Source organism: Nitrospira sp. NS4 (genome assembly GCF_049546785.1).
GTDB lineage: Bacteria > Nitrospirota > Nitrospiria > Nitrospirales > Nitrospiraceae > Nitrospira_D.
Window position 1 is genome coordinate 401,372 of sequence record NZ_JBMWAN010000003.1, and the last position, 16,760, is coordinate 418,131.

The 16,760-nt window shown below is 58.4% G+C and carries 11 protein-coding genes; 9 read left to right on the forward strand and 2 right to left on the reverse strand.

Features of this window, described 5'->3' with window-relative positions; genetic code table 11:
- Positions 1 to 35 precede the first annotated feature (35 nt).
- From ACO9S2_RS10645 to ACO9S2_RS10680, 8 genes are all read left to right on the forward strand, one after another.
- The gene (locus tag ACO9S2_RS10645) at positions 36 to 1,856 is read left to right on the forward strand and encodes a citrate/2-methylcitrate synthase (protein ID WP_423722032.1); all 1,821 of its coding nucleotides are present in this window, start codon (positions 36 to 38) and stop codon (positions 1,854 to 1,856) included.
- A 112-nt stretch (positions 1,857 to 1,968) separates the two neighbouring features.
- On the forward strand, positions 1,969 to 4,215 hold the full coding sequence (locus ACO9S2_RS10650; protein ID WP_423722034.1) for an aconitate hydratase: 2,247 nt from the start codon (positions 1,969 to 1,971) through the stop codon (positions 4,213 to 4,215).
- A gap of 24 nt (positions 4,216 to 4,239) precedes the next feature.
- The gene (locus ACO9S2_RS10655) at positions 4,240 to 6,471 is read left to right on the forward strand and encodes an NADP-dependent isocitrate dehydrogenase (RefSeq protein WP_423722035.1); all 2,232 of its coding nucleotides are present in this window, start codon (positions 4,240 to 4,242) and stop codon (positions 6,469 to 6,471) included.
- Between the two features lie 92 nt (positions 6,472 to 6,563).
- Positions 6,564 to 7,274 carry a 2Fe-2S iron-sulfur cluster-binding protein gene (locus tag ACO9S2_RS10660; protein ID WP_423722037.1) on the forward strand — a complete coding sequence of 237 codons (711 nt, stop codon included), beginning with the start codon at positions 6,564 to 6,566 and terminating at the stop codon, positions 7,272 to 7,274.
- Between the two features lie 61 nt (positions 7,275 to 7,335).
- A complete protein-coding gene (locus ACO9S2_RS10665) occupies positions 7,336 to 8,937 on the forward strand; it encodes an FAD-binding protein (RefSeq protein ID WP_423722038.1) in 1,602 nt (533 codons plus the stop codon).
- Positions 8,938 to 9,080: 143 nt separating this feature from the next.
- On the forward strand, positions 9,081 to 10,259 hold the full coding sequence (gene sucC, locus ACO9S2_RS10670) for an ADP-forming succinate--CoA ligase subunit beta (protein ID WP_423722040.1): 1,179 nt from the start codon (positions 9,081 to 9,083) through the stop codon (positions 10,257 to 10,259).
- A 156-nt stretch (positions 10,260 to 10,415) separates the two neighbouring features.
- Positions 10,416 to 11,288: a succinate--CoA ligase subunit alpha gene (gene sucD / locus ACO9S2_RS10675; RefSeq protein ID WP_423722042.1), complete on the forward strand. Its 873-nt coding sequence runs from the start codon at positions 10,416 to 10,418 to the stop codon at positions 11,286 to 11,288.
- Positions 11,289 to 11,457: 169 nt separating this feature from the next.
- Positions 11,458 to 13,092 (forward strand): B12-binding domain-containing radical SAM protein, encoded by a 1,635-nt coding sequence (locus ACO9S2_RS10680; protein WP_423722044.1) that lies wholly within the window; start codon positions 11,458 to 11,460, stop codon positions 13,090 to 13,092.
- 5 nt (positions 13,093 to 13,097) lie between these two features.
- Here ACO9S2_RS10680 and ACO9S2_RS10685 read toward each other — a convergent pair whose 3' ends face one another.
- Complete coding sequence (locus ACO9S2_RS10685; protein WP_423722046.1) at positions 13,098 to 13,844, reverse strand: FkbM family methyltransferase; 747 nt, start codon at positions 13,842 to 13,844, stop codon at positions 13,098 to 13,100.
- A gap of 21 nt (positions 13,845 to 13,865) precedes the next feature.
- Positions 13,866 to 14,828, reverse strand: coding sequence for a VIT1/CCC1 transporter family protein (locus ACO9S2_RS10690; protein ID WP_423722047.1), 963 nt, complete (start codon positions 14,826 to 14,828; stop codon positions 13,866 to 13,868).
- 406 nt (positions 14,829 to 15,234) lie between these two features.
- On the opposite strand from ACO9S2_RS10690, the gene ACO9S2_RS10695 reads away from it, so the two are divergent.
- Positions 15,235 to 16,746 carry a response regulator gene (locus tag ACO9S2_RS10695; protein WP_423722049.1) on the forward strand — a complete coding sequence of 504 codons (1,512 nt, stop codon included), beginning with the start codon at positions 15,235 to 15,237 and terminating at the stop codon, positions 16,744 to 16,746.
- The last annotated feature ends 14 nt before the right edge of the window (positions 16,747 to 16,760 follow it).

The window sequence follows — 16,760 nt, forward strand, 5'->3', positions numbered from 1 at the left end:
TCACTCATTCACGGATTTTAAAGAGGGAGATCCTGATGAGTATTCTGGCAAACAAAGACACCCGCGTAGTGATCCAGGGTGGTCAAGCCGGTGTCAACGCCGCCCGCCGCATGGCCGAGTTCTGCTACTTGATCAAGCGCCCGCTGAACGTCGAGGCGTTTGTGTATCCGCCCGACGCCGGCAAGACCAACGAAATTCCCTACGGCAGCGGCCTCATCGCCATTCCGGTCTATAAGACTATCGCCGAAGCCACGAAGAATCATCCGACGATCAATACCAGCCTCGTGTACATCGGCGCCGATCGCGCGATGAAGGGCGGCATGGAAGCGCTCGACGATTCGCACATTAAGGTCGTGTCGATGATCACCGAAGGCGTGCCGGAAAAGGATGCCAAGCTGCTCGGCGCCCATGCGCGCAAGCTGGGCAAGGTGTTCAACGGTCCCTCCTCCATCGGCATCATCTCCGCGGGCGCCTGCCGCCTGGGCGTGATCGGCGGCGCGTTCGACAATCTCGTGCTCTCGAAGCTCTATCGCGAAGGATCGTTCGGCGTCATCACCAAGTCGGGCGGCCTCTCCAACGAAATCATCTGGATCTGTTCGCAGTTTGCGGACGGCATCACGACCGCGATCGGCATCGGCGGCGACGCCTATCCCGGCACCGACTACGTCAGCTATCTCGAAATGTTCGAGAACGATCCGCAGACGAAGGCCGTGGTCATTGTCGGTGAAATGGGCGGCGATCTCGAAGAGCGTGCAGCCGAGTGGTACGGGGCCAAGAAGCGCCGGGTGAAGCTGATTGCCGTGGTGTCCGGCTTCTGTCAGGAAAGTCTCCCGAAGGGTATGAAGTTCGGTCATGCCGGCGCCAAGGAAGGGATGAAGGGCGAGGGTTCGGCCCGTTCCAAGTCGGATGCGTTGAAGAAGGCTGGCGCGCTGGTCCCGGCGACGTTCGGCGCCCTCGGTCCTGCCATCAAGGAAACGTATGAAGAGTTGCTCAAGTCCGGGCAAGTGAAAGCCCCGGTCGAGCCGGCTTCCTTGCCGAAGCTGCCGAAGACCGTCGAAGAAGCGATGAAGGCCGATGAAGTGATGGTGGCTCCGCTGATCCGCACCACGATCAGCGATGACCGCGGCGACGAGCCCTGCTACGACGGGTATCCCGCTTCCGAGCTGATCAACAAGGGCTACGAAATCCCCCATGTCATCGGACTCTTGTGGGACAAACGGCTGATCTCGAAGCAGGAAGCTGAAATCATCAAGCGCATCATGATGCTCTCCGCCGATCACGGCCCTTGTGTCAGCGGCGCCTACGCAACGATTCTCGCGGCCTGTGCCGGAATCGGTCTCTCGCAGTCCGTCGCTGCCGGCATGATCATGATCGGACCTCGCTTCGGCGGTGCCGTCACCGACGCCGGCCGGTTCTTCAAGTATGCCGTGGACAACAAGATGTCGGTGGACGAATTCCTGACCTACATGAAGAAGAACCATGGCCCGGTGCCCGGGATCGGCCATCGTGTGAAGAGCTTGCGGAATCCGGACAAGCGCGTGAAGGAGCTGGTCGGCTATGTGAAGAGCTTGAATATCAAGACCCCGTGCCTCGACTTCGCATTACAGGTGGAGCAGGTCACGGCGGCGAAGAAGGATAACCTGATCCTCAACGTGGACGGAACGATGGCCGCCGTGCTCGTCGATATCGGATTCCCGGTCGATAGCTTGAACGGCTTCTTCATCCTCTCGCGCACGATCGGATTGATCGGCCATTGGGTCGATCAGAAGCGTCAGGAAAGCCGCTTGATCCGGCTGTTCGATTACCTGGTCAACTATGCCGCCCCTAAACGGCGGGAGGTCCCGCCGCTGAAATAGTCGCGGGAAGTGCCGCCATTACAGTAGGCAAGTGGCGAGAGGCGCGCGGCGAGAGGTTCTTCCCTCTAGCCCCTAGCCTCGTGCCTCTAGTCTGAGAGTAAGGAGAGAAGACATGTCGATGGATCTCGCGAAAAATCTCTACAAGAAGATGCCGGATGTGTTTACCAAGGCCAGAAAGAAATTCGGCCGCGGCCTGACACTGGCGGAAAAAGTGCTGGTTTCGCACGCCGACAATTTCGATGCGCAGACCTGGGAGCGGGGCAAGGCGATGCTGGCCCTGCGTCCGGATCGCGTGGCGATGCAGGACGCGACAGCGCAGATGGCCATGCTGCAGTTCATGCAGGCCAATAAGAAGAAAGCGGCCGTGCCCAGCACGATCCACTGCGATCACCTGATCCGTGCCGAAATGGGTTCCGAGAAGGACCTGCTGCGCGCGATGGACGAGAATAAGGAAGTCTACAACTTCCTCGCCTCGGCTGCGAAGAAGTACGGCATTGGCTTCTGGAAGCCGGGCGCCGGCATCATCCACCAAGTCGTGTTGGAAAATTACGCGTTTCCCGGCGGTCTGATCATCGGCACCGACTCGCACACGCCGAACGGCGGCGGATTGGGCATGCTGGCAATCGGTGTCGGCGGCGCTGATGCCGGCGAAGTCATGGCCGGGCTGCTCTGGGAAGTGCTCCATCCGAAGCTGATCGGCATCCGCTTGACCGGCAAGTTGAACGGCTGGGCGTCCCCTAAAGACGTGATTCTTTATCTCTGCGGTCTGCTCACGGTGAAGGGCGGAACCAACAAGATCGTCGAATACTTCGGCCCAGGAGCAGAAACCATCAGTGCGACCGGCAAGGGCACCATTTGCAACATGGGCGCAGAGCTCGGCGCCACGACCTCAGTATTCCCCTTCGATCAGAAGATGGTGGCCTATCTGAACATCACCGATCGTGCGGATCTTGCCAATCTGGCGATCTCCAATAAAGAGCTGCTGGTGGCGGATCCCGAGGTCTATCAGTCGCCGGAGAAGTACTACGATCAGATCGTCGAGGTGGACCTGTCGAAGCTGGAGCCTCATGTGGTAGGCCCTCACACGCCGGATCTCGCCCGGCCCATCTCCAAGATGGCCGCCGAAGCGAAGGAAAAGGGTTATCCGATCGAGGTGAAGGCGGCGCTCATCGGCAGCTGTACGAATTCCTCGTATGAAGACATCAGCCGGTCGGCTCACATTGCGAAGCAGGGCATGAAGGCCGGCTTGAAGGCGAAGGCCTCGTTCCTGGTCTCGCCGGGCTCCGAGCGGATCTATCACACGATGAAGCGCGATGGATTCCTGGAGACCTTTGAGAAAATGGGCGGCACGGTCCTGTCAAACTCCTGCGGCCCCTGCATCGGTCAGTGGAAGCGTGCGGACGGGGTGAAGGGCAAGGCGGATTCGATCGTCAGCTCCTTCAATCGCAATTTCCCGGGCCGCAATGACGGCATCAACGAAACCCTGTCGTTCCTCGCCAGCCCGGAAGTCGTGACGGCCTATGCGCTCTCGGGCGATCTGGGGTTCGATCCGGTCAACGGCACCCTCAAGGGCGCGGACGGAAAGGAATTCAAGCTGGAGCCGCCGCAGGGCGAAGAACTCCCCGCGAAGGGGTTTGCCAAGGGCGAAGAAGGGTTTGTCGCGCCGGCCGAGAACGGCGAGGGGCTCACCGTCGATATTCCGCCGACCAGCGAGCGGTTGCAGCTCTTGCAGCCGTTCCCGCGCTGGGACGGCAAGGATTTCGAGAAGCTGCCGCTCTTGATCAAGACCAAGGGCAAGACCACGACCGACCACATTTCGCCGGCCGGTCCCTGGCTCAAGTTCCGCGGTCACCTCGACAAGATTAGCGACAACATGTTCCTGGGCGCGAACAATGCGTTCTCATCAGAACCGGGCAAGGGCACCAATGTGCTTACCGGCGAGTCGAATCTGACCATTGCGCAGATTGCCCGGGCTTACAAGGCCCAGGGGATCGGCTCGGTCGTGGTCGGCGACGAGAACTACGGCGAGGGCAGCAGCCGCGAGCATGCGGCGATGTCGCCCCGCTTCCTGAACGTGCGCGTCGTAATCACGAAGAGCTTTGCCCGCATTCACGAGACCAATTTGAAGAAGCAGGGGATCTTGGCGTTGACCTTCGCGGATCCGAGGGATTACGAGAAGATCGAGCAGCAGGACCGCATCAGTGTGACGGGGCTGAACAGTCTGGCTCCCGGCAAGCCGGTGCAGGTGACGATACACAAGGCGGATGGGAACGCGCTCACCATCCAGGCGAACCACAGCATCACCGAACAGCAGATCGCGTGGTTCAAGGCTGGTTCGGCGTTGAACGCGCTGAACTAACAAGTCGATACAAGAGGGAGAACCATGAGCACGAACGCGAACAAGATTATCTACACCAAGACGGATGAAGCGCCGATGTTTGCGACCTATTCGTTCTTGCCGATCATCAACGCCTTCTCCAAGGCGGCGGGTGTCACGGTGGAACTGCGGGATATATCGCTGGCCGGCCGCATTCTCGCGGTGTTTCCGGAATACCTGACGCCGGAGCAGAGGCAGCCGGACGCGCTGTCCGAATTGGGCGAACTGGCCAAAAAGCCGGAAGCAAATATCATCAAGTTGCCCAATATCAGCGCCTCCCTGCCACAGCTGCAGGCGGCCATCAAGGAATTGCAGAGCCAGGGCTACAAACTGCCGGAGTATCCGGAAAATCCGAAGGACGACAAGGAAAAGGACATCAAGGCCCGCTACGACCGGGTCAAGGGCAGCGCCGTCAATCCGGTGCTGCGCGAAGGTAACTCCGACCGCCGCGCGCCGCTCTCCGTGAAGGCTCATACGAGAAAGCATCCTCATAAGATGGGAGCTTGGAGTTCGGACTCCAAGACGCACGTCGCCCACATGACGAGCGGGGATTTCCGATCCAACGAAAAGTCGATGACGCTCGCCGCGGCGACCGACGCAAGGATCGAGTTCGTCGGCCAGGACGGCAAGACGACCGTCCTCAAGCCGAAAGTGGCGTTGCAGGCAGGGGAAGTGATCGATGCCACCTACATGAGCGCGAAGGCCCTGCGCAAGTTCCTTGAGGAGCAGATCGAGGATGCCAAGAAGCAGGGCGTCTTGTTTTCGCTCCATATGAAAGCCACCATGATGAAGGTCTCGGACCCCAAGATCTTCGGTCATGCCGTGACGGTGTTCTATAAGGATGTGTTCGAGAAGCACGGGGAGACGCTCAAGAAGCTGGGCGTGGATCCAGACAACGGCATCGGCGACCTCTATGCGAAGATCAAGGCCTTGCCGGACGATCAGCGCAAGGCGATCGAAGCCGACATCCAGGCCGTCTATCAGAAGCGGCCGCCGATGGCGATGGTGAATTCTGACAAGGGCATCACCAACCTCCATGTGCCCAGCGATATCATCATTGATGCCTCCATGCCGCCGGTCATTCGGGATTCGGGCAAGATGTGGAATCCGGAAGGCAAGCTGCAGGACACCAAGTGCGTGATCCCTGACTCCAGTTACGCGCCGGTCTATCGAGAAGTCATCGACTTCTGCAAGAAACACGGCGCGCTCGATCCGAAGACGATGGGCAGCGTGCCCAACGTCGGGCTCATGGCGCAGGCGGCTGAAGAATATGGTTCGCACGACAAGACCTTCAAGGCGCCCGGAAACGGGACGATCCGCGTGGTCGATGCCTCAGGAAAGACGCTTCTCGAGCACCAGGTCGAAGAAGGCGACATCTGGCGCATGTGCCAGGTGAAGGATGCCCCGATTCGCGACTGGGTCAAGCTCGCGGTGAATCGCGCCAAGGCGACCGGTGCCCCGGCGATTTTCTGGCTGGACAAGACCAGAGCGCACGATGCCCAATTGATCGCGAAGGTCGAAACCTACTTGAAGGATCATGACACCAAGGGGCTCGACATCCGGATCATGACCCCGGCCGATGCGACGCGCCTCTCATTGGAGCGGATTAAGGAAGGCAAGGATACGATCTCTGTGACGGGCAACGTGTTGCGTGACTACCTGACCGACCTGTTCCCGATTCTCGAAATCGGGACCAGCGCCAAGATGCTCTCGATCGTGCCCCTGCTGAACGGCGGCGGCCTCTTCGAGACCGGTGCGGGCGGATCAGCGCCGAAGCATGTGCAGCAGTTCCAGGAAGAAGGCTATCTGCGGTGGGATTCGCTCGGTGAATTTCTCGCGCTGGCCGCCTCCTTGGAGCACCTTGCCAAGGTCGGGAACAACCAGGCGGCCAAAATTCTGGCGGACACGCTCGATCAGGCCAATGCGAAGTTCCTGGAGAGCAATAAGTCTCCGGCGCGCAAGGTCGGGGAAATCGACAACCGCGGCAGCCATTTCTATCTGGCGCTGTATTGGGCGCAAGCCTTGGCCCAGCAGACGCAGGACAAGAACCTGGCGGCGCGCTTCGCCAGGATTGCCAAGGAGATGGCGGACAACGAAGCCAAGATTTCCGGCGAGTTGCTCGCGGCTCAAGGCAAGCCGGTCGATACGGGGGGGTACTATCATCCCGATGACATCAAGGCGTCGAAGGCCATGCGTCCCAGCGCGACGTTGAACGCGATCATCGACGCGATTGCATAACAGAGCTACGGGGTGAGAGGCTAGGGGCGAGGGGTTGAACTCCTGATCCTCTAGCCGCTTGCCCAGTGCCTCTAGCCTTCCAGGGGAAATAGATGGCCGAAGAAAACACCAATGTGATCGATCAGCCGGAAGTGGCCAAGCCTCGGATGGTCTCGATCGAAATTTCCGGCAAGAAATACGAAGTGCCGGAAGGCATCACCGTTATCAAGGCCTTGTGGTACACGGGCCAGGAAGTGGTGCGTGGTGCCGGTTGTCTCGGCGGGTTCTGCGGCGCCTGCGCGACCTACTACCGCACGAAAGACGATCCCAAGGTGCGGACCTGCCTGGCCTGTCAAATGGCCGTGCAAGACGGGATGTCCTTCACCATCATGCCGCCTTTCCCCGCGCGGAAGGCGACGTACGACATTCAAGCGCTCAAGGATCCCAAGCAGGACCTCTTCAACCTCTATCCCGAGGCGCCGCTCTGCCGGAATTGCAACGCCTGCACCGAGGCCTGCCCGCAGAAAATCGATGTGCGCGAGGGCGTCTGGAAAGCGGTGTTCGGCGACTTCAAGAGCGTGTCCGAGATGTTCATGGACTGCGTGATGTGCGGCATGTGCACGCCGGTCTGTATCGCCGACATCGCCCCGAATCTCGTGGCCCTGTATGTGAGCCGGGCCCAGGGCGCGCATTTTACCGAGAAGCCGTTGGGATTGGATGCGCGGATCAAGGAAATTCAGGACGGCCGGTACAACGACGAATGGAAGAAGATCCTCAAGATGAGCGAGAAGGAATTAGCCGACCACTGTGCGACGGTGAAATAGCACAACAAGCGGTCAGCCGTCAGCCCTCAGCTTCCGAAGTTGAGGTGGAAGCTGAGGGCTGGTGGCTGAAAGTAAATTCATGGACATTCACGCGCTGCAACAAATCGTTCACCAGACCCGGGATGCTCGACGCAAGCAAACCATTCCGAAATTTTCCCCCGACGATCGCGATCAGCTGATTCATAGATATCACCCCGACTATCGCGCCAGCGCCTATCGCCCGATTCGATTCGGCCCCAATAGCGACGAGAAGACGGCCGTGGAGTTGGCGACGCTACTCGAGGGGGACAGCCTCATTACGGATGACGTCGATCTGACCCCGCACTATACGACCGATGTGCTCGTCATCGGCGGCGGCGGCGCAGGCTGCGCAGCGGCATTGCACGCGCATCATGCCGGGGCCAAAGTGATTCTGGCGACCAAGCTGCGATTAGGCGACTCCAACAGTGTCATGGCGCAGGGCGGGATGCAGATTTCCGTTGCGCCCGAGGATTCGCCGGTCACCCACTTCATTGACACGCTCAAGGGCGGCCACATGCACAATGATCATGACCTGCTTAAGGTCATGGTCGAAGAAGGGCCGTCGATTGCGAAGTGGCTGATCGAGCTGGGCGTGTTGTTCGACCGGCAAGCCGACGGCAACCTCCATGTCAAGAAAGGCGGCGGGAGTTCCAAGCCGCGCCTCGTGACCTGCTCCGACTACACGGGGCTGGAAATCATGCGGGTGCTCAAGGACGAAGTCCTGAATCAAAAGATCCAGCTGCTCGAATTCTGCGCGGCGGTCGAGCTCCTCAGTGATGAACAGGGGCAGTGCACCGGGGCGATCTTCAAGGACCTCGATAACCACCGGCTCGTCGTCGTTGCAGCCAAGTCGGTCATCCTCGCGACCGGCGGAATCGGCCGGCTGCATATTCAAGGCTTTCCAACAAGCAACCACTACGGCGCGACCGGTGATGGACTCTGCCTCTCCTATCGTATGGGCGCCAAGCTGGCCCATATCGATACGTTCCAATATCACCCGTCGGGAGCCGTCTATCCTGAACAGTTGATCGGCGCCTTGGTGACGGAAGGGATTCGTTCCGAAGGCGGGCACTTGGTCAACGCCAAGGGCGAGCGGTTCGTGAATGAACTCGATACGCGCGACGTGGTGTCCTCTTCGATCATTCGCGAATGCGAAGAGGGGCGCGGCATCCGCACGATGTCCGGACGTGTCGGTGTGTGGCTGGATACCCCGCTCCTGGATGCGGAGCATGGACCGGGGACGGTCGAAAAACATTTCCCGGCCATGATGATGCAGTTTGAACGGTTCGGCATCGATATCAGCAAAGATCCCGTGTTGATCTACCCGACGCTGCACTATCAGAACGGCGGCGTGAAAATCGATACCAACTCTGAAACCAACGTGAAGAATTTGTTCGTTGCGGGCGAAGCCTCGGGCGGGTTGCACGGACGGAACCGCCTGATGGGTAATTCGCTTTTGGATCTGATGGTGTTCGGCAAGCGCTCCGGCCTCACGGCGGCATCACGGGCGAGCTCAATGCCGCAAGGGAAACTCACGGTGCAGCATCTGCAGCGGTTCCGTGCCGAAGCCAAGAAGCACGGCAACGTCAGTGGCGTCACCTCTCCGATGATCCTGCCGGCCTACACGAGGAAGGTGGGATAGAGGGCGCCGACGAGAGCGTTTCTTGTGCTCGCCCACCGCGCACACAAGAATCATTGAGATTGTCAGGAAATCGGGCGGTGCTCGGTGGACGCGCGCAGTGAGAAACGTCCCCCTCGTCGTCCTCATACATGAAGAGGTAGAGAATGAACGTGCATGAGTTTCAGGCGAAGCAGCTGTTTGCGCAATTCGGCGTGCCGGTTCCCCGCGGAAAAGAGATTACCTCTCCGGAAGCGGCGACGGCGTGGGCCAACGAATTGAATACACCCGTTTTTGTGGTGAAGGCCCAGATCCATGCGGGCGGACGAGGGAAAGCCGGCGGCGTCAAGATCACCAAGGACAAGGGCGCGGTGGCCGGAATCGCCAAGGAATTGATCGGGAGGACGCTCGTCACCCATCAGACCGGCCCCAAAGGGCGGACCGTGCATCGTCTGTTGCTGGAGGAGGGCGCCAATATCGCGAAGGAGTTGTATCTCTCCATTCTCGTCGATCGCGACTCCGGCTGGCCTGTGTTCATTGCCAGCACCGAAGGCGGAATGGAAATTGAAGAGGTGGCGGAAAAGACACCTGAGAAGATTATCAAGGAATTGATCGATCCCGCCGTGGGATTCCAAGGCTACAACGGGCGCAACATTGCCTTTGGCCTTGGCCTCAATACGATCGAGCCGGCGGTGATGAATCCCTTTATTCAGATGCTGGGCAATCTCTATCGATTGTTCATGGAGAAACACGCGGCGATGGTTGAAATCAACCCGCTCATCATCACCAAGGAAAAATCGCTCGTCGCACTCGACGGCAAGGTGTCCTTCGATGATAACGGTCTGTTCAAACATCCCGATGTCCAGCAGATGCGCGATCTCAATGAAGAAGAGCCGCTGGAGATTGAAGCAACTGCCAGCAATCTGAACTATGTGAAGCTGGACGGTAACATCGGTTGCATGGTGAACGGCGCGGGCCTTGCCATGGCGACGATGGACGTGATCAAGCTGGCCGGCAGCGAGCCGGCGAACTTCCTGGATGTCGGCGGTGGGGCGACGAAGGACACGGTGGCGGCCGGATTCAGGATTCTGCTGAAGGACCCGAACGTGAAGGGCATCTTCATCAATATCTTCGGCGGCATCGTGCGGTGCGAACGCATCGCGCATGGGGTGATTGAAGCGGCCAAAGAAGTGAAGATTACGGTCCCGCTCGTGGTTCGTCTGCAAGGAACGAATGCAGACGAAGGCCGCAAGCTGCTGGCTGAGTCCGGCTTGAAGCTGGAAGTCGCCAACGATTTGTGGGAAGCGGCGCAGAAGATTGTGAAGCTGACCGGAAAAGCAGCGTGAGAGGAAGGTGTGCTGGGCCGGACTCAGTGCTCGCCCACCGCGCACACGGGATTGATTGGAACGTGATCACTAAGGGCGGTGCTCGGTGGATGCGCGCAGTATGAGGCTCAGCCCGGCACCCTTCCAAGAGAGAGAAGATAAGAAAAGAGGTTAATCGTGAGCATTCTCGTCAATAAGAACACGCGGGTGGTGGTGCAGGGGATCACGGGTAAAGAGGGTTCGTTCCACGCGACCCAGTGCAAAGCCTACGGGACGAAGGTGGTCGCCGGGGTGACGCCGGGAAAGGCCGGGCAGGACGTCGAAGGCATTCCGGTCTTCAACACGGTGGCCGACGCGGTCAGGAAAGAGCAGTGCGATACGTCCCTCATCTTCGTGCCGCCGCCATTTTGCGCCGATGCGATTTTGGAAGCCGCCGATGCCGGCGTGAAGTTGATCATCTGTATTACCGAAGGCATTCCGGTGAACGATATGGTGAAGGTCAAGCGTGCCCTCTATGGCCGTGATGTCAGATTGATCGGTCCGAACTGTCCTGGCGTCATCACGGTCGATGAAGCGAAGATCGGCATCATGCCGGGCTTCATTCACAAGAAGGGTGTTGTCGGTGTCGTCTCCCGCAGCGGCACCCTCACCTATGAAGCGGTGCATCAACTCTCCACGTTAGGCCTTGGCGAAACGACTTGCGTCGGCATCGGTGGCGATCCGGTCAACGGCACCGGTTTTGTCGATGTACTGCCGTTGTTCGAAAAAGATCCCGAGACGCATGCCATTGTCATGATCGGCGAAATCGGTGGCGATGCGGAGGAAAAAGCAGCGGAGTTCATCAAAAAGAACGTCAAGAAGCCGGTCGTCAGCTTTATCGCCGGAATCACGGCTCCTCCAGGCCGCCGTATGGGCCACGCCGGGGCGATCATCTCCGGTGGCAAGGGTACGGCGACTGAAAAGATGAAGGCGCTTGAAACGGCCGGTGTGAAAGTGGTCAAGAATCCGGCAGAAATCGGTAACGCAGTGAAAGCGGCTCTCGGGCGCTAGCCCGGGGGCCCCTCCCTCTCCCACGCATTCCATTTATCCCCTTCCCACGTCCTTCCCGGCGTGGTACTCTCTCTACATACATATCAAAGATAGGATCGGCTTCTCCGTCGGAGACACGGTGGCGAGTAGTGGAGCCCCGGTTGCTGTCTACCACCAAGAGAGGCTGCCTATGCTCGTGTTCCTGGTACACGTCCGCGACCCCCAGTTCTACGCACATCCGGCAAAAACCCGCGCCCAAAACGGCAATATTCGTGTCATGGGCTTTCCGCCCATCGGGATCATGTCGCTCTCGTCCGTTCTGAAAGAGGCCGGTCATGATTGCGTGATGTTCGACCAGGCCAATCCTGACACGCCGAACGACGTCATCGTCGATGCCATCAAGAAGCAAAAGCCCGCCCTCGTGGGCCTGAGCTTCTTAAGTACGACGAGTTATCCCTATGCCAAGATACTTGCGCGCCAGATTCGTGCGGCCGATTCCACCGTCAAGCTGGCCTTCGGCGGTGTCTTTGCCAGCCTGAACGCCGGACTCGTGAAGTTGCAATGTCAGGAGGTGGATTTCGTGTGCCGCGGCGACGGTGAACAGCTGTTGCTGGATCTGCTGGATCATCTGGAAGACCCGGGAACGGTTGCGGGTGTGACCTGGATGAAGGATGGGCAGGTCATCAACAATCCGGGTCGTCCGATGGAGCGGCATTTGGATCAATGGCCTTTCCCGGATCGCGAAAGCCTCAAGCTCGATTTTGTCGAATCGATGCCGCTCGATGTCCCGGCTGTTCTCTCGATGGAGCGCTTCACGACGATGCAGACGTCGCGCGGTTGTCCGTGGCCCTGCGTGTTCTGCGATATTCCGGTGTTCAATGAGGGCAAGTGGCGGGCACGGAGCGCGCAACATGTCGTCAATGAACTGAAGTACCTCGAAGATCACGGGTATGGGTCGGTCTACTTCGTGGATGACCATTTTCTCCTCCAGCCCAAGCGCATCGAAGCGATTTGCAACGGTGTGAGCGACGCGGGCCTCAAGATCCAATGGGGAATCGAGGGGCGTGTCGATTCCGTCGCCCAGCATCTGTTTCCTGCCATGGCCAGGGCGCACTGCCGCACCGTCATGTTCGGGATTGAGAGCGGGAGCCAAAGAGTGCTCGATCGTCTGAAGAAAGAGCAGACCCTGGCCGAGGTGACCACGGCGGTGAAGAATGCCAAGAAGGCTGGCATCGAAATCGTGCACGGGTTCTTTACGGTCGGAAATCCCGACGAGACGGTCAGGGACATGCAGGCCACCTTTGACTTTGCGTCGAAGCTGCCGCTCGATACGTTCGGCTTCAACCGGCTCTGCGTCTATCGGGGCACACCCTTGTGGCAGGAATATGTGAAGCGTGGATTAGTCAGCGATGCGACGGATTGGTACAAGTATTTCAAGTGCTCGGAGATCGATCCCACCTGTCTGCCCGGTGAAGTCATCAACGACGTTCGGCAGCAGGGCCTCAAGAAGTTGTTTCTCTACAAACTCACGCACTATCCCCTCCAGACCTATCGGCTGCTGCGCCGGTTTCTCCGCTTCATGCCTGTGCGCGACGTAGCCTATCTGATCGCCAAGCCGTTCATGGGCAAGAAGACAGGCGCGACCAAAGCCGAAGTGCTCTCGCGCGCGGTGGAACATGCCGAGACGAAGGATGCGGCCGCGCAGTTCACCCAGCTCAGCGACGACATGCTGCATGATGTGCTGGAAGCGTCACGGGTCGAGCGACTGCGGATTCAGCAGGAAGCGGAAGACCGGCGCGAACTCCCGATGTTCCAAACGCGCTAGCCTGATCAGAAAGAAGAATCTCGTATGAATAGGATATTCTCTCCTCTCTGTGAGCGGCTGAAATTCTGACCGGTAAGCGCTTGTTCCACTGCTGTCGTGCAGCCAGGTTTAAATCGATCATGGAGTTCCACGATCAAAGCACGTGTCCTTGAGATCCAGCGATTTCTCGCAGGATCCTCAAGCAACTCTTTTTCCGATCCCTCGATGTCGAGTTTGAGCAAGTCGAGCTGATCCATACTTGTTTCTTGCAGCAAATCGTTAATGGTGGTGGTTGGGATGGTCGAATCATCTGCGGAGGGACTTTCTCGCACACGAAATGCATCGGGTTGCCCCGTGGTGTTTTCGATCGCCAGATGAGTGACTCTTGGCCATAAGGCCTTTTGAACGGGACGAATATTCTTATAGCCAACGGTGTTCTGAACCAGAAGACGGAAGTTTTCGGGTTCTGGTTCTATGGCGATGATGAGGGCCTCAGGGAATTGGTGTGCGAAGAACAGTGCTGAATAGCCGACATTGGCACCGCCGTCTAGAATGATACGCGGAGTGAAGCCGAGATCGAAGGCATATTCTCCCTCAACAAAGACCTTCCTGAATGCCTGGTGGTCTGAGGTTTTTCCACGCAAGCTAACCGGATGGCGAAGGCCTGGAACGGTTAAGCAATGCTCTTGCCGAGAATACTTACCTTTTATATATAGCTCCGCCCCTTTCAAGAGTCCAAATTTCTTTACGTATAGATGGAATTTAGATTTCATAATTTGAATCCGCCAGACGTGCTAGGTCGAGATGCCCCATACGAGTTTGGCCAGGATCCCGATACCGTAGCTCACGCCTACAGCAACGGTGATGATGATGAGGTTGAGAGCGATGCGCCGTTTGATGTCCATCCCGGATAAGAACGAGAGTATCGTCGAGACCAGCACCACCATCAAACCCGCAGTGAGGACGGAAAACAAGGCATCCGTTGCTCCGATCAGGACAGGCAGGACCGGGACGACGGCTCCGATCAGGTAGGCCGATCCTACCACGAGGGCCGACGACAAGGGTAGTTCTTCCATCGGCGGCTCGCCAGGTGCTTCCCCCAGGAATTTCTTCCTGGCCGCCTCGGTCGATTTGACTTCTTTCTCAGAATTGAGGGCCAGGAATGCGCCGGCCCCCATTGACAGCGCGCCGGCGACCGCCGTCGTCGAGGCGGCGATCAGCACCATGGTGGCGCTCCCGAACGCGCCGAAGAAACCGCTGACCGCGCCGAGGATCTCCACCAGCCCGTCGTTCAAACCCAGAAAGATGTTGCGGATTTTCTCGGCGTTGATTTTCCGCTGAGTCAGCGCGGTCACGAGGGTATCTTCATGCTTGAATTCATCCATCAGGATGCCTCGTAACGCCTCTGCCAACGGCTGGCCTTGATACTCCCGCCAGATGGCCAGGTATTTTCGTACGCCATGGACTTCGATGGCTTCGAGCACGAGGTGGACGGCGGTCGAGCCGAATAGCCTGCAGACCAGCATCATCACGGTCAATTTGATGCGGCGGCCAAGATCGAGGCGCGTGAGTGTCAGCTGGAAGAACTTCTGCCAGAAGGCTAAGTGCCCTGTTTCCACCTTGATCAACTCGTCCAGCGTCTCATGGACATCCGGCTGAGTCACGTCCCTCAACGCTTTATAGAGCAAGAGGTCGAACAGTTCGTCGAGGATCAGTGTTCGTGCCAGGTCAGGGTCGTGGGGAGAGAAAGATTCCACGTGATCGCCCTCGCAAGCGAGTGAGCGTGTATGCATGAGCGGAAAGTAGCGCCCGGATTATAGCAAACAATCCGATCGGACAGGAGGCTGGAGAGCCGGTGGTCTGATCAGGAACGAGAACTCCAGTGTTATCGGACCGGTCGACGCCCGCTGATCCTTGCGCGATACACGTATCAGATTCAATGCAAGGTGGATCTACGTAGATTCAGTTTTCCAGTGACCGAGGCCTCCCCCTACGAACGTGCTCAAGCCATTAAGCACTGGATATTGCAGGGAGAGAGCAGGTTTGTGCCCCAGCCCGATGGTCCTGGTACGGTGTATGCTCATTTCCAGGGGATGTAGATTCCTGAAGCCTGCGCCTGGCTGCATGGAGTGTTCTTGATGATGATGTGGATTGGAGAGCCCGATGCGGGAGCCTGCAGACTTATCTCAACCCTCCTACGATCCCCGGGAACTCCTAAATGCTCAGCCCGTGATTATCACGGTCGTTGATCCCGCAACTTTTACCGTGCAATTTCAGAACGCGACAGGGCTCAACAAGTTTGGCGACATTGCGGGCCAGACCTGTCACGAGAAAATTGCCGGATGCCCCGCACCCTGCTCCTTCTGCAAGATGCCTGAAGCCCTCAGTACGGGGGCCGTTACGATGAATGAGGTGATGCTACCTAATCAGCAATGGTTGCTCGTTCAATGGTCTAAAGCCGTGACGGTAGACGGGCGCAGCCATGTCATCGAAACAATCACCGATGTCACCGATCGCAAGCGGCTGGAAGAGGCGGCGAACAGGGCCGAAAAGATCGAGGCATTAAGCCGGTTGGCCGGTGGAGTGGCTCATGATCTCAATAATCTATTGACGGTCATCACCGGGGCCAGCGAACAGGTCTCCCGTCAGTTGGCAGACTGTCGGCAGGACCAGGCTTCGATCAGGCAGATACAAGATGCGGTCGGGCATGCGGCGGATTTGACACATAACCTGGTGGCGTTTAGTCATCACCAGGTGGTTGAGGCGACCGTGCTGGACGTGAATCTGACCCTGAGAGAGATGGAGCCGAAGATCCGCCAACTCGCCGGCGACAGCGTCACGACGACGATGGCTTTGGGAGGCTCCTGCGGGTCAGTCCTTATGGCGCATCAGCAGATCGAGGACATTATCCGGCACTTGGTGGCCAATGCCCGGGAGGCGATGCCGCACGGAGGCAAACTGAGGGTGTCTACCTCGCAGAGGATCGTGACAGTGCTCGCGGCCCAGGAGCATGGGGTGAAACCGGGGATCTACGCGGAGATCGCCGTGTGTGACACAGGATGCGGGATTGAACCGGCGATGCAGGTGCATTTGTTCGAGCCCTTTTATTCCAGAGGGCGTGTTCGAACCGGGCGGGGGTTAGGGCTGGCCAGCCTCTATGGCATCGTTCGGCAAATCGGCGGATTTGTCGAGGTGTCGAGCACGCAAGGCACCGGATCGTTGTTTGAGATCTGTCTCCCGCAAAGCGACCAGACGCAGGCGCTATATCGCGCGAATACTCAGCCTGAGGTTGTGAGCGACTCCGGAACCATCTTGCTCGTAGAGGACAATGCGGACGTCCGGTTAGCGGTGGGGGATATGTTGCGGGGGGTCGGGTACCGGGTGTATGAAGCCGACGATGGACTTGAAGCGCTTCGCTTCATGGGAAATTCCGGGGTGTATCCTCAGCTGGTTCTCACCGATGTCATGATGCCCCGCATGACAGGCCCTCAGCTGGCCAGGAGGATTCACATGATGTTACCCGGGGTCAAAGTACTCTTAATGTCGGCCTACACCGATGGCGCGCTTGAGTTGGTTCGCGGAGAGCGCCTGGCCTTTATTCCAAAGCCGTTCAGCTCGTCCGATCTGATTCGAAAGATCCGCGAAACGCTGACGAATGAATCGCCAATTTCCTGATCGTCGGGATTTGC